This is a genomic window from Nonomuraea sp. NPDC052634 (genome assembly GCF_040678535.1).
GTDB lineage: Bacteria > Actinomycetota > Actinomycetes > Streptosporangiales > Streptosporangiaceae > Nonomuraea > Nonomuraea fastidiosa.
The window spans coordinates 395,255-414,540 of record NZ_JBFATY010000002.1 but is presented as its reverse complement, the minus strand read 5'-3'; the positions used below and the strand labels follow the sequence as shown (position 1 = coordinate 414,540).

The window sequence follows — 19,286 nt, the reverse complement described above, 5'->3', positions numbered from 1 at the left end:
TTACCACGGGACCCGGAATTTCTCAGTGACCGGTGAGGAGCGCCGCCGTCTCCTGCTGTTCCGGCACGCCGATACCGGTGAACAGGGCGTGGGCCCGCGCCCAGAGGCGGGCCGCCCGGCCGTCGTCACCCGCCCTGCTGCGGGCGTGCCCGAGCGTCGTCAGGGCGCGGGCGTGCTGCAGCGGCTGCCCCGACCTGCGGGCGTGCCGCAGCGCCCGCTCGCACTCACGTACGCACGACTCGGTGTCGCCGGACGCCAGGTGGGCGGCGGCGCGAAGGCGGTGCGCGCGGGGCAGGTCGAGCGGGTTGGCGGTGCGCACCAGCTCCAGCGCGTGGCCCGCGTCCAGCAGGGCGTCGGCGTGCCTGCCCTGGCGCAGCCTGACCTCCGCGCGTTCCAGCAGCACCTGGTCGAGGCCCATGCCGGTGTCCTCGGCGAGCTTGGCCGCCGTGCCGAGATGCGCCAGCGCGGCCTCCACCCGGCCGAGCCCGGTCTCGGCGGCGGCGGTGCCGGCGAGCGAGGCGATCTGGCAGCGCCGGTTCTCGACCTCCTGCGCGAGGCCGAGCGCGCGGGTGAAGGCGTCGATCGCGCGTACGTGGTCGCCGGCGTCGCGGTGCACCCAGCCGTACGTCTCGTACGTGACCGCCTCGGCGTAGAGCAGGCCCGCCCCCTGGGCCACGGCCAGCGCCTCGTCCAGGTGACCGAGCGCGTCGGCGAAGCTGGCCTGCCGCTGCCGGACGAGCGCCAGGTTGACCAGCGTCAGCGTACGCAGGTGCGCGTCCTCGGGCCGGCCCGTGAGCCCGAGGCAGGCCAGCAGCGACTCCTCCGCCTGGTCGAGGCGGGCGAGCATGAGGTGGGCGGAGGCCAGGTTGTTGAGCACCCTGGCCTCGCCGCGTACCAGGCCGAGCGAGCGGTTGATCTCCGCGGCCCGCCGGTAGAGCGGGATGGCCCGGCGCGGCTCGCCGAGCTGCTTGCGCGCCACGCCGAGTGTCTGCAGCACCGCCGCCTCCTGCTGCGGCCAGTCCGCGCGGCGGCACAGCTCCTGCGCCCGCCCGAGGTAGCCGAGCGCGCCCTTGAGGTCGGCGACGAGCAGGCGGGCCCGGCCGATCGAGTGGCACATCGCCGCCTGACCGCGCAGGTCGCCCGCGCGTTCCGCGGCGGCGAGCGCGGTCTCGGCCAGGCGCAGCCACTCCACGCGGCTGCGCCGGTACTGCAGCAGCACGTCGGTCAGCGCCTCGACCAGCAGCCAGGCGTGCGGCGCGCCGGAGGCGATCACCCCGGCCAGGTTGTCCCATTCGACGTCCAGCCAGGCGAGCGCCTCCTCCCGTCCGGCGAAGGCCACGGGTTCGCCGCCGGGCGTCTCGGGCACCTCGAAACCGGCCGCCGTGAGCGCGCCCGCCGCCGTGCGCAGGTAGTGGTCGTACAGGCGTCGGAGAGCGGCCTCCCGGTCGGCGGCGGAGTCCTCGGCGAGACCGCGCTGGGCCGCGTACTCCCACACCAGGTCGTGCGCGGCGAAACGGTCGGGGCCGATCTCCTCGATCAGGTGGATCCGCGCCGCCGAGCCGAGCAGGACCGCCGCCTGCTCCGCGGTGGTGCCGGCCAGTGCGGCGACGGCCGCGGCGGAGATGCCGGCGCCCTGCGCCAGCCCGAGCAGGCGGAACGCGCGCCGCGCCGGCTCGGGCAGCGCCCGGTACGACAGGTCGAGCGCCGCCCGCACCGCCACGCTCTCGTCACCGTCCACCCGCAGCCGCACCAGCCGCCCGCGCTCGGCCAGCTCGCGCACGTAGTCGCCGATCCTGCGGTGCTCGTGGTCGCCGATCCAGGACACCGCGATGGACAGCGCGAGCGGCAGGCTGCCGCAGAGCGCCACCAGCTCGCGCGACGCCTCCGACTCGCGCGACAGCCGCTCTTCGCCGACGCCCGCCGAGATCAGCCGCAGCGCCTCGTCCTGCTCCAGCACGCCGAGCGTGATGCGCTCGACGCCGTCCAGCGCGACCAGGCCGCCCAGCCGGTGCCGGCTGGTGATGAGCACGCGGCAGCCGGGGTCGCCGGGCAGCAGCGGGCGTACCTGGTCGGGCTCGCCGACGTCGTCGAGCACCAGCAGCACGCGGCGGCCCGCGAGCAGCGACCGGTAGAGCGCGACCTGCGCGTCCAGCTCGACCGGGATGTCCCTGGCCGGATGCCCGAGCCCCTGCAGCAGCAGCGGCAGCGCCTCGGCCGGTGTCATGGGCGCCCGCTGGTCGAAGCCCCGCAGGTCGAGGAAGAGCTGCCCGTCGGGGAACCAGCCGGCCCGCCGGTGCGCCCACTGCAGCGCCAGCGCCGTCTTGCCGACCCCGGCGGGACCGGCCACGAGCGTCACCCGGCCGTCGTCCATGCGGCGCAGCTCCTCCTCGCGGCCCACGAAGTGGCCGGTGACCGGGGGAAGCTGGCGGGGGATCGGCGCCGCGGGCTCCTCCTGAGGCTCCGCCGTACGCGCCGGCTCGCCGGGCCCCGTCGGCTCCGCGGTCTCCGCCAGGATGCGCTGGTGCAGGGCCTGCAGCTCCCTGCCAGGCTCGACGCCGAGCTCGCGTACGAGCCGGTCACGGAACCCCCGGTAGACCCGCAACGCCTCCGGCAGGCGCCCGCCCCGGTGCAGCGCCAGCATGATCAGGCCGTGCGGACGTTCCCGCAGCGGCTGCTCGGCCACCAGCCTGGCCAGCCCGGCGATGACCTCCTGATGCCGCCCCAGCTCCAGCTGCGCCTGCGCGCGGCCCTCGATCGCCTCGACCCTGAGCTCGTCCAGCCGGTGCCGCTCCGCCTCGGCGACGGGGCAGCTCAGATCCGGGTACGGGTCGCCGCGCCACAGGTCGAGCGCCCGGTCGTAGGCGGCGACGGCCTCGGCGGGCCCCGTGCCGCCCGCCTGCCTGACGAGGGCGGCGAACTCGTCGGCGTCCACCTCGACCGTGCCCTCGGGGATGAGATAACCGGGGCTGCGGGTCTCGATCGTCTCGCCGATCGCCCGGCGCAGCTCGGCGACCAGCGCGCGCACCCGGGCGGCCGCCGACGGCGGCGGATCCCCGCCCCACAGCCGCTCGGCCAGCCGCTCGACCGAGACCACGCGGCCCGCGTCGAGCAGCAGCGCGGCGAGTAACGCGCGCTGCCTGCCGGTCAGGCGCACCCCCCGGCCGTCCACGACGGCCTCCAGAGGACCTAGGAGGGAGACGCGGACAGCCTGACAACGCACAGTCAGAGACGCTAGTGCAGCGTCAGACAAGGGATCAATCGGACCCCTCGCCGTTCCATGCGGGATCCATGCGGCGTCCATGCACCCGGCTGTCAGAGTCTGACCAGCACTTCCGTGACTGATTGGGCGCTGAAGAACCGATGAGGCCGAGACTGAAGACCCTCGCCCGCGAGCGTGTCGGGGACGAGCTGCGGCTCGTGTACGACCCCCGCGACCGGCTGGTCCTCACCGACCCCGAGGGGACGGTGGAGAAGCTGCTCGACCTTCTCGAGCAGGGCGGCAGGACGGTCGAGGAGCTCGCCGACGAGCTGTCGCTGCCGGTCTCCGACGTCTCCGCCGCCGTCGCGGCGCTCGACGCGGAACGCCTGCTGGAGGACGGGGACAGCCTCGGCCTGCTCGACCCCGGCGATGCCGAACGCCACTTCAGCAACCTCGCCTTCTTCGAGTCGTTCGGCACCCTCCGGCGCAGCCGCGAGGACCTGCTGCGCCGGCTGCGCGAGTCGCACGTGCTGGTGCTCGGCACCGGCGGGCTCAACTCCAACACCATCCCCCACCTCGCCGGGCTCGGCGTCGGCAAGATGACCCTGCTCGACAGGGACACCGTGGACCCGCGCAACTTCGCCCGCCAGTACCTCTACCGATGGGACGACGTCGGCTCGCGCAAGGTGGAGCGCGCCGCCGACTGGGTCCGCGCCTTCGACCCGTCCATCGAGGTCGAGACCGTGGACATGGGCGTGGAGAGCCCCGAGCAGCTCGACGAGCTGGTCGCCCGCACCCGCCCCGACGTCGTGGCCTCGGGCATCGACCGGCCGGCCCAGATCGACCTGTGGGTGAACGCCGCCTGCGTGCGGCACGGGGTGCCGTTCGTACGGGGCGGCATGTGGGTCACCTCCGGCACCGTGTGGTCCGTCGCGCCGGGCGTCAGCGCCTGCCGCGCGTGCGTGCCGCCGAGCGCCGGCTCGGACAGCCCCGACCTCGCCGCGATCCGCCTCTACCGCGACGGGCCCAGGCCCAACCGCGGCATCGGGCCGGTCGCCGGACTGCTCGGCGCGTACGGGGCCTTCGAGGTCCTGCGCTACCTCACCGGCTTCGAGCCGCCGGTCTACGCGGGCCGGCCGCTCATCATCGACTTCGCGGGCGGATGCGCCACCAGCCGCACCGAATGGACCCGCGATCCCGACTGTGAAGTCTGCGGAGGGAGGTGACCCATGAAGATCGAGATCGTGCGCATCGAGAACACCCGGCTGACCGTCGACGCCGACCCGGGTTCGGACTCCTGATGATGCGGGGCCGCGCTTCTCTCCGGTGTGGAGCGCGGCCCCACACACAAGAGGCGATCACGGCACGTGCCCGCGTGCCACGCGGTTTACCCGCGCTCCCGGAGCCACCCCCCGCCCTTCACGACGGCCCTCGCGCTCCGGGAGCGACCCCCGCCTTCCGCCTCGCTTCCGCACTTCGACAGCGATCACACTTCTTGGTGGTGGGAACCGATGACCGCGTCCACGGACGCCGGCCTGCGGGAGCGGGCCGCGCGGCTGACCGTCGCCTTCGACGGCGAGGCCTGGGTGCTGGGCCGGCCGGACCTGGGCGTGTTCGTCGCGGTGCCGGAGCCGGGCGCGGTCTTCGTCACCACCCTGCAGGAGACCGGGTCGGTGGCCGAGGCCACGGCGCGCGCCAGTGAGAAGGCCGGAGAGCCGGTCGACGGCGACGACTTCATCGAAGGGCTCACCGCGGCGGGCCTGCTCGATGCCGCCACCGCCGCGCCCGACGACGACACCTCCGGGCGCGGCCGCCGTATCAGGTGGATCGAGGGCATCAGCCCTCAGGCCGCGGCCCGCCTGTTCGGGCGTACCGGATGGACGGTGTACGCGGCGGCGCTGGTGTTCGTCATCGCCGTCCTCGTGGCCCGCCCTGACCTGCGGCCCTCCTGGCAGGACGCGTGGTTCCTGCCCAGCATGGGCCTGTCCGTCTTCGGCTGGCTGGTGCTCGGGATCGCGTTCGGCGCGCTGCATGAGGCGTGGCACTGGCTCGCCGGGCGCGCGGTCGGCGTGCCCGCCACGTTCCGCGTCAGCTACCGCGGCATGTACATCGTCTATGAGACCGACCTGACCCAGATCGTCGCGGTGCCGCGCAACCGCCGTCACGGCGTCTACCTGGCCGGGATGGCCGTCGAGATCGTGGTCGTGGCCGTCGCGCTCGCCCTGCGGATGATCATCCCGCCCGGCCTGGTGAGCGACCTGCTCGCCGCCGTCATCCTGTTCAGGGTCGTCGCCATCGTGTGGCAGTGGGCCGCGCTGCCGCTGCGCAGCGACTCGTACGCGCTGCTCGCCAACGCCCTGCGCTGCCACAACCTCTACCGGACGACCTGGCTGACCGTGAAGAACCGGCTCTTCCGCCTCACCGAGGCGGAGGCCGCCGAGCTCGCCGCGTCAGGGGCGCGCGACCGCGACATGGCCCGCTGGTTCGCGCTCCTGTACGTGGCGGGCATGGCGGTCATGGTCTGGCTCTTCCTCACCGTCATGCTGCCGCTCATGCTGTCGCTCGCCCAGTGGGGCCTCGACCGGCTCGCCTCCGGGCAGATCGGGTCCGCCGAGTTCTGGGAGGCGCTGCTCGTCACCGCGTACGTGGCGCTGCGAATCGGCCTGCCCCCGCTGCTCGCCTTCCGGGAACGCCGGCTCCGCCGCGCCGGCGCCCTGCTCTGACCGCCTCAGGCTGACCGCCACGACCCTGACCGCCTTGAGCTGACCGTCGCGACCTGACCGCCTTGAGCTGACCGCCTGGACCTGATCGGCCGCCTGAGCTGATCCGCGGCCTGATCGGCCTTCCCCGACAACCCGGGCGTATCCCGCAATATCCCCCTCGTTATGATCAAGGCGACCGCAGCACATCGGGGGAGCGAATGACGGATTCCCGGCCGAAGACCCTGCTCGCGATGGGCGCCGACACCGCCGCCCGCCTCATCACCGCTCCCGTGCGCGACCGGCTGCTCGCCGTCGCCGACATCGACCCTGATCTGGTGGCCACCGACTTCGCCGACCCCGCTGTGGCAGAGGCGCTGGCCGAGGCCGAGGTGCTGCTGACGAGCTGGTGGTGCCCGCCCATCACCGCCGAGGTGCTGGCGGCGGCGCCCAGGCTGCGCGCGATCGTGCACGCGGCGGGGTCCGTCAAGCACCACGTCACCGAGGCGTGCTGGGAGCGCGGGCTGCTGGTGTCGTCGGCGGCCGCCGCCAACGCCGAGCCGGTCGCCGAGTACACGCTGGCCGCGATCCTGTTCGCCAATAAGCGGGTGCTCGACAGCGCCAGGCTCTACCGGGAGTGGCCGGGCACGCGGCCCGACCTCGACACGCTGTTCCCCGGGTTCGGCAACTACCGGCGGACGGTGGGCGTGATCGGCGCGTCCAGGATCGGGCGGCGGGTGATCGAGCTGCTGCGGCCGTTCGAGCTGGAGGTGCTGGTCGCGGACCCGTACCTGAAGGAGGACCTCGGCGTCGCGCACGTCGAGCTGGACGAGCTGTTCGATCGAGCGCAGCGACGTGGTCACCGTGCACGCGCCCGACCTGCCGGAGACCCGCCACCTCGTCAGCGCGGCCCGCCTGGCGCGCATGCGCGACGGCGCCACCCTCATCAACACCGCCAGGGGCGGCCCTCGTCGACCAGGACGCGCTCATCGCCGAGCTGACCTCAGGCCGCCTGTACGCGGTGATCGACGTCACCGACCCCGACCCGCTGCCGGCCGGCTCACCCCTGTACGACCTGCCGAACGTCCTGCTCACCCCCCACGTCGCGGGCTCGCTCGGCGGCGAGCTGGCCCGCATCGCCGACCTGGCCGTGGACGAGCTGGCCAGGTACGCGCGCGGGCTGCCGTTCGCCCACGGGGTGACGGCCGGGGACCTCGCGATCAGCGCCTGACGCCGCCCGGAGCGGCGGCGCGCCTTCCGGGCGGGGCGCCTTCCGAGCGGGGGCGCGGCGGTGCGCCTAACGGGCGAGAGCGCGGCGGCGGTTCTCCCTGGCCGGGGCGCGCTGGCGGCGGCGGGTTCCCCTGGCGGGCCTCCCCGCGGGGGCGCGCTGGCGGCGGCGGGTTCCCCTGGCGGGGCTTCCCCGTAGAGGCACGATGGCGGCGGCGGACGCCTCGGCCTTACGCTGCTGCGCATGCAGAGACGGGTGATCGACGGCCGCTTCGAGCTGGTGGAGCGCCTCGGCGGAGGCGGCATGGGCCTGGTGTGGCGGGCCTGGGACGTCGCACTGCACCGCGAGGTCGCGCTCAAGGAAGTGCGCCCGCCCGACCCGTCGATCGACGAGCACGATCCCACGCACGCCCGCGAGCTGCGCGCCCGGGTGCTGCGCGAGGCGCGTGCCCTGGCCCGGCTCAACCATCCGCACGTCGTGACCATCCACCACATCGTGGATCCGGGCGAGCAGGGCTACCCGTGGATCGTCATGGAGCTGGTCACCGGCGGCTCGCTCCAGGAGCGCGTCCAGCGCGGTCCCATGCCCCCGGCGGAGGCGGCGCGGATCGGCCGGGAGGTGCTGTCGGCGTTACGCGCGGCCCACGCCGTCGGCATCCACCACCGTGACGTCAAACCCGCCAACGTGCTGCTGCACGCCGACGGCAGGTCCGTGCTCACCGACTTCGGCATCGCGGCCATGCGGGAGTCCACCAGCCTGACGTCCACGGGGGCGTTCATCGGCTCGCCCGAGTACATGGCGCCGGAGCGCATCAACGGCGTCGAGGGCGAGCCGGCCTCCGACCTGTGGTCGCTCGGCATGATGCTGTACGTCGCCGTCGAGGGCCGCCACCCGCTGCGCAGGAACACGGTGCTGGCCACGCTGGCCGCGGTGCTCAACCATGAGGTGCCGCCGCCGGAGCGGGCCGGGGCGCTGACGCCCGTGCTGACCGCGCTGCTCGTTCGCGACCCGGCCGCCCGTCCCGACGCCGAGACGCTCGACCGCATGCTCGCCGCGGCCCTGGACCCCGACGCCGCATCCCCGCTTCAGCCCGCGTCACCGCCCGAGCCGGGCCTGCGGCAGCCCCTCCCGCCGCCCGACAGCGATCATCCGCAGCCCTTCCCGCCGACCGGCCACGGCCATCCGCAGCCCCTGCCTCCTCCCGAGCCCAGCCAGGCGGCCTGGCCTCACGCCACGGGGCCGGGGCATGCCTTGGGGCCGGGGCACGTTGCAGGGCCGGGGCACGCCACGGGGCCTGGGCAGGTCACAGGGCCAGGGCACGCCACGGGGTCAGGGCACGCCTCGGGGTCAGGGCACGCCTCGGGGTCAGGGCACGCCTCGGGGCCGGGACACGCCTCGGGGCCGGGGCAGGCGCACACCGTGCCGCCTGGCCACGCGCGCCCCCAGCAGCGGCCGTCGCCGGGCGGCGGGCCGGTGCCGCAGGCGGACACGCTGGCCCCGCGAGGCGCCGGGCAGCGCGGCAGGGGAGCGGCCGTGGCGGTCTCGCTCTCGGCCGTCGTGGTGGCCGGTGTGCTGGTGTGGCGGCTGCTGCCCGGCACGAACGAGGAGCCCGTACAGGACCCCACCCCGAGCCACCTGGCCCTCACCGCGCCGCCGTCCTGGACGCCGGCCCCGAGCACGGCCGTCCCCAGCCGTACGGCCACCCCCACTCAGACGCCCACGCCGACGGCTCCGCGGAACATGCTGACCCCCGCCGCCATCCGCGAGATGCTCGCCAAGGCCAAGCCGGTCATCGGCGGCAGCAAGGTCGTCAAGATGTACGTGTACGAGCAGCACGCCTCCATCGAGGTGCCGACCAAGCACGACAAGGGCGTCTACGACACCTACGACTACCGCGACGGCCGGCTCGAAGAGCCCCGCATCGGCGGCGAGGTGAAGACGCCGCTGGTCGACCTCGACACGTTCGACTGGGACCGCCTGCCCGCCCTGCTCAAGCGGGCCGACAAGGACCTCGGCGTGCCCAACCCGACATCGCACCACATCATCGTGGACCCCGACTACGGCTTCACCTCGGTCAAGCAGGTGCTGCTCGTCTACGCCAGCGACGAGTACCACCGCACGGGCTACCTCGTGGCGACTCCGCAGGGCAAGGTCATCAAGCTGGTCCGCAACGAGTAGCAGGCCACGGGGACTGAGGCGGCCGGGCCGCGCGGCCGGGGGAGCGGGCCGTCGGGTCAGCAGATGTCGCGGTAGCCGGCCTCCGGGATCAGGCGGGCCCACTCCTCGCGCGTCAGCGAGCCGCCCGCGCGTTCGCACACCGCCCGCGCCGTCAGCGCCGGATCGACGGGGAACTCGCGTACGGAGCCGTCCAGCGCCACGCCGCGCAGGTGGGTGCCGTCCTGGTTGAACGCGGGACCCGCCGCCCACGACCCGGCCTGGCCGACCTCGCGCAGCGTCGCGGTGTCCCACAGCGACGTACGGCCCGCGCTGACCGCCACCAGCTCGCCGTCCGGCGAGAAGCGCAGCTCGTCCACGGGGCCGCCGCCGGTCGTGATGGTGCCGATGGAGGTCCGCTCGCGGACGTTCCACAGCAGCACCCTGCCGCCTTCCAGCCCGAACGCCAGCCGGTCGCCGTCGGGCGAGAACGCCAGCGCGGTCGTCGCCGCGCCGTCGCCGGCCTCGGCGGCCTGATCGAGCGGGGTCACCTGCCCGGTGCGCAGGTCGAGCAGGCGGGTGCCGGTGGCGAGCGTCCTGCCGTCGGGGCTGAAGGCCAGCGCCAGGTCGCCCACGCCCTCGTACGCCCTGATCCGCCGCCCCGAGTGCACGTCCCACGTCTCCAGGAGACGGCCGCGCGCCGTGGCCAGCGTGCGGCCGTCGGGGGAGAGCGCCACGGCCGGAACGTCGCCGCCCGCCGCGATCGACGTCACCCGGCGGGCGCTCGGCACCTCCCATACCGTCACCGGGTCGCCCGCCACCGCGAGCAGCCGTCCGGTCGCGTCGAACGCCAGGTCGCCCGCGGCGGCGATGCGGCCGAGCGTCCTGTGGTTCTCGGCGTCGGTCAGCTCGATCCCGTTGCCCACCTCCTTGGCCGCGACCCTCCCGTTGCCGGAGAACGCGGCCACCTGCTCCTCGCCGGCCGGCGCCGGCAGGCCGGAGACGTCGAGCGAGACGACCGTGCCGACGCCGCTCAGGTAGTGCAGGGCGCGGCCGTCGGCGGAGAAGGCGAGGCCCCTGCCGGGGTCCTTGAGCGGGTAGGAGCCGGCGAGGCGGCGCTCGGCGACGTTCCACACGCGTACCTCGCCGTCGCCGGGCAGCGCGAGCAGGCGGCCGTCCGGGCTGAACACCAGCGGGCCCGCCGCCGTCGCGGGCGTCACCTCCAGGCCGTCCACGATCTCGACGCCCCAGGTGCCGTCCGCGCCCGTGCCGGGATCGCTGCTCTTGACCCGCTCCTTCTTCGCCTGCATGGCCCGCGCCACGACCCGCGCGGTCTCCGCCCGTACCTGCGCCTGCGCCTTCGCGCTCTCCGCCTGCGTCTTCGCGCCTTGCCGCACGGACGCGGCGTCCCGCGTCACCATGGTGTCCCGCGCGTTCGCGTCCGCGGGCTCAGGCCCCGACGCGGCGCCACGCGCTTCTCCGGCGGTACGTGCGTCCCCGGCGGTGCGAGCTTCCCCGGCGGCAGGCGCTGGTTCGGCAGCGCGCGCCGATGCCACGGCGTCCCGCGTCTCGCCGGGCTCCGCCACCGGCGGGGCGTTCACGGCCTTGGCGAGCGTCACGGTCCGCGCCCGCGCTGCGTCACCCGCGGGCGCGGCGTTGCGCCCACCGGTGTTCTGCCCGGCTCCCGCGTCGGGGCCGGACGGCCTCGCACGGTCGCCCCGCGCCCTCTTGTCCTCGGGTTTCGTGGCAGCGGTCTCGTCGGCAGTGCCCCCAGCGGTGCCCTCAGCGGTGCCCTCAGCGGGGCCCTCAGCAGGGCCCTCAGCGGGGTCCGTGCGCGTCACGTCCGGCGTGGGCGTCGCGGTGGGCCGGGAGGTCCCGGACGCCGGGACCTTGGTCGGCTCGGGCGAGGCGGTGGCCGATGGGGAGCCGCTCGGCGAGGGGGTGGGGAAGGGCCGCCGGGTGGAGGTGGTGGCGTGGCTGCGCGACGGGACGGGCTTCGGTGCGGCGATCCTGTCGCGCGACGCGACCGCCGGCCCGCGCGTCTCGGGCGCAGGGCGGAACGTCTCGCCCTTCCCCGAGGGTGTCTCGCCCTTCCCCGAGGGCACAGGGCGGGCCGTGGCGGGCGTGTCGGGCGCGGCGGGAGGAGCGGCCGTGGCGACCGGGCGCGGCGATGCGGCGTCCGTACGGGCGTCGGGGGCGGCCGGAGACGACGGCTGCGGAAGGGCGAGGAGCCCGGGACCGGGGGAGAACGGCGTGGTCGGCGACGGCAGGACCGGCAGGTCGGGCTCCTGCGTCGCGGTGCGGGCGGTGAGGGCGTCGGAGGCGTCCGTACGCCTGCCGCCCGTGCCCACCAGCGTGACCCCGTCGCGCCCGGCGACCGCGAGCGTGACGCCGTCGGGGCTGAAGGCGAGGGCCGGCGCGGCGGCCCCGGCGAGCGGAGCGACCTTCACCACCCCGGTGCGCACCCGCCTGGGCACCAGCTCCCACAGCTCCACCCGCCCGTCGAGGCCGGACAGCGCCGCGCGGGTGCCGTCGGGCGAGAGCGCCACCTTGCGATCGACCACGTCGAACAGCACGCGCGGCCCCCGGTAGACCCGGGTCCTGTTGCCGCGGCTGATCGTGAAGACCCCGTCGGCCGGCGGGTGGCCGGTCGCCACCTCGATGGGCCCGTCAGGTCCCTCGGCGAACCGCCCGTCGTCGCTCAGCCCGGCGCTCCCTGAAGGCATCGGGTAGGAGGCGACCCGCCGCCCGCCCGGCACGTCGTAGACGGTCACGGACGCGGTGTCCCACCGGACGAGCTCGTCGCCGCGCAGCAGGTAGTTGGCCCGCCCGTCCGCGCGCGGATCGGTGAACACGCCCAGCTCGGGCTGGACCAGCGACGCCTGCAGCGCGGCCCGCGCCTCAAAGACCGGCGACATCCGCCAGGCGGCCACGCTGAGCCGCATCGCGGTGCGGGGATCGGTGGTCCGCATCGCGTCGGCCCGCGCGGCGACGGCCCGCGCGCCGGCCTCGATGAGGCGGTCGCGCAGGTCGTTCTGCCCGTGGACGGTCACCACCGTCATGGTCACCGCGACCGCGACCACGGCGGCGACGGCCGACAGCGCGGGCACGAGCATCTTCCTGCGCTGCCTGGACAGCGCCACGCTGTCGCTGATGAAGTCGCGTTCGAGCTGGCTGAGCCGCACGTGGCGGCGCTTGGCCGCGGCCCAGCCGAGCGCGTCGGCGAGCTCGTCGCCGCGCAGCAGGTGGCTGCGGTCGCGCCGGTGCTCGGACCAGTGTCTGGCGGCCTCGCGGAGGTGGCGGTGCACGGCCATGCCGTCGCGTTCGTCGGCGACCCAGCCGCGCAGCCGGGGCCAGGCGCGGTAGAGGGCGGCGCTCGCGGGGGTGACGCGGTCGTCGCTGATCGCGACGAGCTTGCCGATGGCGGTCTGTGAGGGGGGAACGCGGATGCTGCGGCGTACGAGGAGGCCCGCCGCCATGAGCGGAGCCAGCGCCTCGCCCTCGTCCTGCGGCCGGTCGCCGTCGAGCAGCCGCAGCAGCAGCCCCGGCACCTCTTCCTGCTGGCGCGGCGTGAGCGACAGGTACGCCTGTTCGGCCACCTCGCCCAGCGACGGCGTACGCACGAACGCCTCAGGCGGGCGCAGCTCGGTCTCGCTCTCGATGAGCAGCTCGGACGCGGCGGGCCGGTCGGCCGGATCCTTGGCCAGCGCCCGCTCCACGAGCCCGGCCAGCGGCTCGGGCAGGCAGCTCAGGTCGGGATCGACGGTCAGCAGCCGGTGCATGACGGCCCCCGGGCTGTCGCCGCCGAACGGGTCGCTGCCGGTGGCCGCGAACAGCACCACCGCGCCCCACGCGAACACGTCCGCGGGAGCCCCGGCCTCCTGCCCGGTCAGCACCTCGGGCGCCTGGTACGGGCACGTGCCGCCCGCCTGCGCCCCGGCCGCCAGCCCCAGCTCGATCACCCTGGGCCCGTCGTCGGCCAGCAGCACGCACTCGGGATTGAGCCCGGAATGAGTCAGCCCGGCCGCGTGCAGCGACCGCAGCGCCGTCGCCAGCGCGGCGGCCAGCGCGATCAGCTCGTCGCCGGAGTAGGGGCCGCCGTGCAGCCCGACGGCCTGGCGCAGGTCGGGGCCGTTGACGTATTCGCTGACCACGTACGGGATGCCGCCGTCGGACCCGACGGCCACCACTTGGGCGAGATGGCGGCAGGTCACCTGCTCGTAGCGGTGGCCGACCTCGCACCTGGGCACGGTGACGGCGAAGCGCCGCCCCTCGTCGTCATAGGCGTCGTAGACGACCCCGCGCCCACCCGCGCCAAGCCTGGCAGCCAGCCAATAGCCGCCAAGCTTCTCGGGGTCACCGGGCACCAAGCGCATCGTCACTGATGCTTAGATGCACGACACCGCCCATTGGTTGCCTCGAAGACGCCACAGGTCCCCCGCGCGCCTCGGGGGACCCATGCGTCATGATCATTATGCCAGGGTTCCGGCACGTGCCTGCCACTCCGGGCGGAGTATGGCCATCACGACCACGTCGTGCCATTCGCCCTCCCACAGCAGCGCGTCGCGTTCGACGCCCTCCATGACGAACCCCGCCTTCTCGTAGACGTGCCTGGCCCGCTCGTTGAAGTCGAACACCTCCAGCCGCACCCGGTGCAGCGGCGTCGTGCGGAACGCGTGGCCGAGCACCAGCTCGATGGCCTCGCTGCCGTAACCCTTGCCGAAGGCGCGCGCGCCGATCAGCGCGATGCGCAGGTTGCAGGACAGGTTGTCGGTGTCGAGCTCGTTGAGCACGACCTCGCCCACGAACGCGCCGTCCACCGTGATCGCCAGGTCGAGCCGGTCGGCGTGCCCCGCCCTGGTGGCGTACCAGGTGCGCAGGCTCTCCAGGTCGAAGCGGGCGCGCGAACCGGTGAGCCGGCGCACCTCCGGATCGGACACCAGCTCGAACAGGCCCTCGGCGTGCTCGGGCCCGACCGGGCACAGCGTCACCCGCTCGCCCTTCAGCGTGGGTTTCTCGGCGAACATCCTCGTTGGCTATCAGCCGCGATCATCACCGGGCAAGCCCATTTTGCTCAGCACCGCGTCGCGCACCTGCTCCGGGCTCATCACGCCGACGTCGCACATCAGGTCGGACACCTCGCGGAAATACCCCTCACGGCGGGCCCGCATGGCGGCCGGGTCATAGTCGGGGCGGTGGTCGCTGGTGTGCATGCGCTCGCGCAGCACCTCGTCGTCGGCGTCCACCCACACCACGAACGCCTTGCGCAGCGCCGCCCGCACCTCGGGGCTCTCCAGCGTGCTCGCCGCCGCCGCGATGACCTTGGGCGGTCCGGCCAGCTCGTCCAGCACGTGCTCCGCCTCGTACCGGTGCAGCGTCTCCTTGCCCTCGCGGGCCGCGATCGGCGCGGAGGTCGCCCCGTACTTGGCGAGGAGGTACTGGTCGCTGTCGGACAGGGGGAGCCCCAGCGCCTCGGCGATCAACCGACCGGAGGTCGACTTGCCCGAGCCCATCAGCCCGATCATCACGACGGGTTTGTTTTTCGACATGTGGATAGAGGTTCCTTCTTGTCAAGGAGGTAGATCAGATGACCATCGCCGGAAGCATCATCCTCATCATGCTCGGTGCGATCCTCACCTGGGCCGTCGAGTTCGACCTCGCCGGCCTCGACATCAACGTAGTCGGCGTCGTGCTCATGCTGGGCGGCCTGGTCGGGCTGGGGTTCGGCCTCTACCGCATCAGGGTCGCGCGGCGCGCGGTCGGCCCGATCGACGAGCCGGTCCACCGCCACGAGATCTACGAGGAGCCGCACGCCCGGCGTACCACCGTGTACGAGGACCGCCGCCGCTACGACGAGCCGCCCCTTTAACCGCCGCCCCTTCAGGAGGTGCAGCCCCATGCCAGGTGTTGACGAGCTGCCGTCGACCGTCAAGCGTTCTCCCAAGAAGGCGCAGGACACGTGGATCAAGGCCCACGACTCGGCCGTCAAGGAGTACGGCGAGGGACGCCGCGCGCACATGACCGCGTTCGCCGCGCTCAAGCACTCGTTCGAGAAGGTCGGCGACCACTGGGAGCCGAAGGCGAAGAAGGGCCCGTCCGACAAGGGCGCGACCGACCGCTCCGGCCGTACGGCCGAGGGCGTGGACGCCAACGCGAGCAAGACCCACCTGCAGGGCCTGGCCGCCAAGCTCGGCGTGCGCGGCCGGTCGAAGATGACCAAGCAGGAGCTCGTCACGGCCATCAAAAAGGCCAACAGGAGGGCCACGGCCAAGTCCCGCTGAGCGTCACCCGTACCGGCCTGCGCCGGCGGGCCGTTCCGGGCTTCCCGGCGACCAGCCGGGTGCGCAGGACGACAGGGCCGGCGAGGAGCGGCGGTCGGCCACCGCCGCGCATCGCCGGCCTTTTCGCATGCCCCGCGCCCTCCGTTCACCCGCCCTCCGCTTCCCGAGCCGCGCCCGGTGCTTCCGCGTGGCGGACGCGCGCCGCCCGTGGCCCCGGCAGCAGTCGCCCGCCGGTGGGGCCACGCGCTCCGAGTGACCGTCGCGTGGCGGTTCGGCGGTGATCGGCTTCTACGGTGGGCATCCGAACGGCGCTCGTCCCAACGCGCTTCCGCGTGGCGAGCAGGCGGGGTCAGAGCCGGGCGGCGGGAATCAGAGGAGGCGCTTGACGGCGTCCGCGATGGCGTGGCGGTCGATGCGGGCGTCGGCGAGCTGCTCCCGCGACGTCGCGGATCCGGGCAGATCACGTACGGCCAGCTTGATCACGCGCGGCCCCAGCTCGCTCACCGCGTCCGTCACGGCGTCGCCCAGCCCGCCCTCGATCCTGTGGTCCTCGACCGTGATGAGGTTCCCTGTGGTGGTGGCCGCCTCGGTCAGCGCGGCGGTGTCCACGGGCTTGATGGAGTACAGGTCGATGACGCCCACCGGGATGCCGTCCGCACGCAGGGAGCCGGCCGCCGCCAGCGCCTCGTGCACGGTCACCCCGGCCGCCACGATCGTGGCCCGGTCGCCGGCGGAGTGTCGCAGCACGCGTGAGCCGCCCACGGGGAAGCGCTCGCCCGGCTGGTAGATGACCGGCGTGGGCCCGCGCGTCGTACGCAGGTAGGACACGCCCTCCAGGTCGGCCATCTCCGCCAGCAGCGCCGCCGTCTGGTTGGCGTCGCAGGGATAGAGCACGGTGCTGCCGTGTACGGCGCGCAGCATGGCGAGGTCTTCCAGGCCCATCTGTGACGGCCCGTCCTGGCCGATCTCCACTCCGGCGTGCGAGCCGACGAGCCTGATCGAGGCTCCGCTCACCCCGGCCATCCTGATGAAGTCGTGCGCCCTGGTCAGGAACGCCGCGAACGTGGCCGCGTACGGCTTCCACCCCCGCACCTGAAGACCGACGGCGGCGGCGACGAGCTGCTGTTCGGCGATGTACATCTCGAAGAACCGCTCGGGGAACTCCTTGGCGAACGCCTCGGCCCTGGTGGAGTCGGCCACCTCGCCGTCCAGCGCCACCACGTCGCCCCTGGCCGCGCCGAGCGCCGCCAGCGCCGCCCCGTACGCGTCCCGGGTCGCCGCCTGCTCGCCCACCGGGTACGCGGGCAGCGCGAGCCCGTCGTCGCCGAACCTGAACGGCGCGGCATCCGTCTCCGGCGGGTGCACGGCGACGCGGACGTCCCGGATCCCGCCCAGCTCCTCCACGGCCTTGTCCGGGTCCTTCAGCGCCTTGCCGTGGGCGCCCTCGCGGTTCTCGGCCTCCAGCACGCCCTCGCCCTTGCGGGTCTTGGCCAGGATCACGGTGGGCCGCCGCCGGGTGTTCGCGGCGTCGGCGAGCGCGAAGTCGATCTGCCCGGGGTCGTGGCCGTCGATCTCGATGGTGTGCCAGCCGAACGCGCCGAACCTGCGGGCGTATGCGCCGATGTCCCAGCCGTGCCGGGTGGGCCCGCGCTGGCCGAGGCGGTTGATGTCCACGATCGCGGTCAGGTTCGCCAGGCCCTCGCTGCCCGCGTGCTCGGCCGCCTCCCAGATGGAGCCCTCCGCCAGCTCGCCGTCGCCGCACAGCACCCACACCCGGTACGGCAGGCGTTCCAGCCGCCCGGCCATCGCCACGCCGACCCCGATGGGCAGGCCCTGGCCGAGCGAGCCGGTGGCGACGTCCACCCAGGGCAGGCGCGGGGTCGGATGCCCTTCGAGCCGGCTGCCCCGCCGACGGAACGTCAGCAGCTCATCGTCATCGATCGCGCCCGCGGCCTTGTAGAGGGCGTAGAGGAGGGGAGAGGCGTGGCCCTTGGAGAAGATCAGGTGGTCGTTGGCGGGGTGGCCGGGCCGGTCGAAGTCGTAGCGCAGGTGGCAGGCGAACAGCACGGCCATGAGGTCGGCGGCCGACATCGACGAGGTGGGGTGGCCGGAGCCGGCCGCGGCGGCGGCCCGTACGGAGTCGACCCGGAGCTGCGCCGCCAGCTCGGCCAGATACTGAAGATCGCGCTCAGGCACGATGTCCTCCTCGTTGACGGGTTCCCGCCCGCCTACCCGGGCAGGAGCGGATAAGTCGGCTCCCGCCCGAGGCGGTCAGGGGCGGTCGGAGGCGGCCGGCCTGGCGTAGTCCGTCGGCGGTCGGAGGTGGCCTACCCGGTGCAGTCCGTCGGCGGTCGGAGGTGACCGGCCCGGTGCAGTCCGTCGGCGGTCAGAGGTGACCGGCCTGGCGCAGCATGGCGGCGGTCGCCGCGGCGGCGCCGCCCATCGCCAGCGTGAGGAGGACGGGCGCGCGGTGCTGGGAGAGCCAGAGCTGGGGACTGCGCCCGTGTGAGCGGCGGTCGAACGTGCCGTGCGCACCGTAGTCGGTGTCCTCGTCGGCGGGCTCCCACAGGTTGGACACTCCGCTCGGCGCCTGCTCGCTGGTCTGCTGCGACTCGATGCCGGTCCGCGCGAGGTAGCGGTCGATCAGGGCGGGGGCGAGCCGCTGCGCGATGAGGGTGGCGACCGTGCTGGTGCCGACCCAGTACTCCTTGCGCTCGGGGTGCTCGGCCGCGTACACGAGGGCGCGCGCGGCCACCTCCGGCTGGTAGATCGGGGGTACGGGCTGGGGGTGCCGGCGCAGCTTGGACAGCACCCACTCGAACTGCGGGGTGTTGAGCGCGGGAAGCTGCACCAGGGTGATCTTGACGTTGCTCTGCTCGGCGAGCAGCTCCGTGCGCACCGACTCGGTGAAGCCCTTGACCGCGTGCTTCGCGCCGCAGTACGCCGACTGCAGGGGGATCGCCCGGTACGCCAGCGCTGAGCCGGCCTGGACGATCGCGCCCGCGTTGCGCGGGCGCATGAGGTCGAGCGCCACCTTGGTGCCCCAGACGTATCCGAGGTATGTCACGGCGGTGGCGCGTTCGAACTCCTCGGGGGAGATGTCAGTGAATTTCGCGAATACGGAGGAGAAGGCGGCGTTGATCCAGACGGAGATGGGGCCCAGCTCCTTCTCGATCCGCTCGGCCGCCTGCCGCACCTGCTCGTAATCCGATACGTCGGCCTCGTAGACCTGGCCCGTGCCGCCGCCGGTGCCGACGTCCACGGCCGCCGCGCCCAGCCCGGCGGTGCCGCGGGCGATCAGGGCCACCTTGGCACCCTGCGTGCCCAGCTCGCGGGCGACCGCCCGCCCCACCCCGCCGCTCGCGCCCGTCACCACGACCACCCGCCCGCGCAGTGGTGCCATGCCGGGATCAGCCCGCCTCTCCGTCTTGTCCGGAGCGCTGTTTCTGCCGTCGTACGGCCATGAGCAGGTCGGTCACCGCGACGATCGCCGCGATGACCGCGATGACGGCCAGGACCCACGCCCGGGTCATGATTCCCAGCACCGTGAACGCGAACAGGAACACCAGCATGAAGGAGACGACTCTGATGTGCACCACGTCGCGGGGGGTGGCGGGCACCATGGCGTGACCTCTGCTGTCTCGTTCCTCGTGCCACTCACCTTTGTCAGACATAGGGCTTCCCCTGCCCGTGCCGTTTGCCGCCTAACGTCGGGGGTAGCCGCT

At 74.0% G+C, this 19,286-nt stretch carries 13 protein-coding genes and 2 pseudogenes; 8 read left to right on the top strand and 7 right to left on the bottom strand.

The features are described from left to right. Positions 1-22 precede the first annotated feature (22 nt). The gene (locus tag AB0K67_RS14520; RefSeq protein WP_364058686.1) at positions 23-3,169 is read right to left on the bottom strand and encodes a BTAD domain-containing putative transcriptional regulator; all 3,147 of its coding nucleotides are present in this window, start codon (positions 3,167-3,169) and stop codon (positions 23-25) included. Between the two features lie 191 nt (positions 3,170-3,360). Here AB0K67_RS14520 and AB0K67_RS14515 point away from each other — a divergent pair, with 191 nt between their 5' ends. The 6 genes and pseudogenes from AB0K67_RS14515 (at position 3,361) to AB0K67_RS14490 (ending at position 9,304) form a co-directional block, all read left to right on the top strand. After that, positions 3,361-4,425, top strand: coding sequence for a ThiF family adenylyltransferase (locus AB0K67_RS14515; RefSeq protein ID WP_364058683.1), 1,065 nt, complete (start codon positions 3,361-3,363; stop codon positions 4,423-4,425). A gap of 285 nt (positions 4,426-4,710) precedes the next feature. After that, positions 4,711-5,922: a hypothetical protein gene (locus AB0K67_RS14510; protein ID WP_364058680.1), complete on the top strand. Its 1,212-nt coding sequence runs from the start codon at positions 4,711-4,713 to the stop codon at positions 5,920-5,922. Positions 5,923-6,119: 197 nt separating this feature from the next. Next, positions 6,120-6,686, top strand: a pseudogene (locus AB0K67_RS14505) (NAD(P)-dependent oxidoreductase); the annotation flags it as partial. A gap of 67 nt (positions 6,687-6,753) precedes the next feature. Beyond that, positions 6,754-6,810 (top strand): annotated as a pseudogene (locus AB0K67_RS14500) (hypothetical protein); the annotation flags it as partial. Between the two features lie 109 nt (positions 6,811-6,919). After that, positions 6,920-7,129 (top strand): NAD(P)-dependent oxidoreductase, encoded by a 210-nt coding sequence (locus AB0K67_RS14495; RefSeq protein ID WP_364058677.1) that lies wholly within the window; start codon positions 6,920-6,922, stop codon positions 7,127-7,129. A 240-nt stretch (positions 7,130-7,369) separates the two neighbouring features. Further along, positions 7,370-9,304: a protein kinase gene (locus AB0K67_RS14490; RefSeq protein ID WP_364058674.1), complete on the top strand. Its 1,935-nt coding sequence runs from the start codon at positions 7,370-7,372 to the stop codon at positions 9,302-9,304. Between the two features lie 56 nt (positions 9,305-9,360). On the opposite strand, the gene AB0K67_RS14485 is transcribed toward AB0K67_RS14490, so the two are convergent. The 3 genes from AB0K67_RS14485 to AB0K67_RS14475 form a co-directional block, all read right to left on the bottom strand. Then, on the bottom strand, positions 9,361-13,647 hold the full coding sequence (locus tag AB0K67_RS14485) for a protein kinase (RefSeq protein WP_364058671.1): 4,287 nt from the start codon (positions 13,645-13,647) through the stop codon (positions 9,361-9,363). A 105-nt stretch (positions 13,648-13,752) separates the two neighbouring features. Next, complete coding sequence (locus tag AB0K67_RS14480; protein ID WP_364058668.1) at positions 13,753-14,307, bottom strand: GNAT family protein; 555 nt, start codon at positions 14,305-14,307, stop codon at positions 13,753-13,755. A 12-nt stretch (positions 14,308-14,319) separates the two neighbouring features. Then, complete coding sequence (locus AB0K67_RS14475) at positions 14,320-14,829, bottom strand: shikimate kinase (RefSeq protein WP_364058665.1); 510 nt, start codon at positions 14,827-14,829, stop codon at positions 14,320-14,322. Between the two features lie 38 nt (positions 14,830-14,867). Here AB0K67_RS14475 and AB0K67_RS14470 point away from each other — a divergent pair, with 38 nt between their 5' ends. Together AB0K67_RS14470 and AB0K67_RS14465 are read left to right on the top strand one after the other, a co-directional pair. Then, complete coding sequence (locus AB0K67_RS14470; RefSeq protein WP_364058662.1) at positions 14,868-15,149, top strand: hypothetical protein; 282 nt, start codon at positions 14,868-14,870, stop codon at positions 15,147-15,149. A gap of 28 nt (positions 15,150-15,177) precedes the next feature. Continuing rightward, on the top strand, positions 15,178-15,561 hold the full coding sequence (locus AB0K67_RS14465) for a ChaB family protein (RefSeq protein ID WP_364058659.1): 384 nt from the start codon (positions 15,178-15,180) through the stop codon (positions 15,559-15,561). Positions 15,562-15,930: 369 nt separating this feature from the next. Here AB0K67_RS14465 and AB0K67_RS14460 read toward each other — a convergent pair whose 3' ends face one another. The 3 genes from AB0K67_RS14460 to AB0K67_RS14450 all read right to left on the bottom strand — a co-directional run bounded on the left by AB0K67_RS14460 (position 15,931) and on the right by AB0K67_RS14450 (position 19,235). Next, the gene (locus AB0K67_RS14460; RefSeq protein WP_364058656.1) at positions 15,931-17,757 is read right to left on the bottom strand and encodes a transketolase; all 1,827 of its coding nucleotides are present in this window, start codon (positions 17,755-17,757) and stop codon (positions 15,931-15,933) included. Between the two features lie 190 nt (positions 17,758-17,947). Continuing rightward, positions 17,948-18,964 carry an SDR family oxidoreductase gene (locus tag AB0K67_RS14455; protein ID WP_364058653.1) on the bottom strand — a complete coding sequence of 339 codons (1,017 nt, stop codon included), beginning with the start codon at positions 18,962-18,964 and terminating at the stop codon, positions 17,948-17,950. A 7-nt stretch (positions 18,965-18,971) separates the two neighbouring features. Further along, positions 18,972-19,235 carry a hypothetical protein gene (locus AB0K67_RS14450; RefSeq protein ID WP_364058650.1) on the bottom strand — a complete coding sequence of 88 codons (264 nt, stop codon included), beginning with the start codon at positions 19,233-19,235 and terminating at the stop codon, positions 18,972-18,974. Between the last annotated feature and the right edge of the window lie 51 nt (positions 19,236-19,286).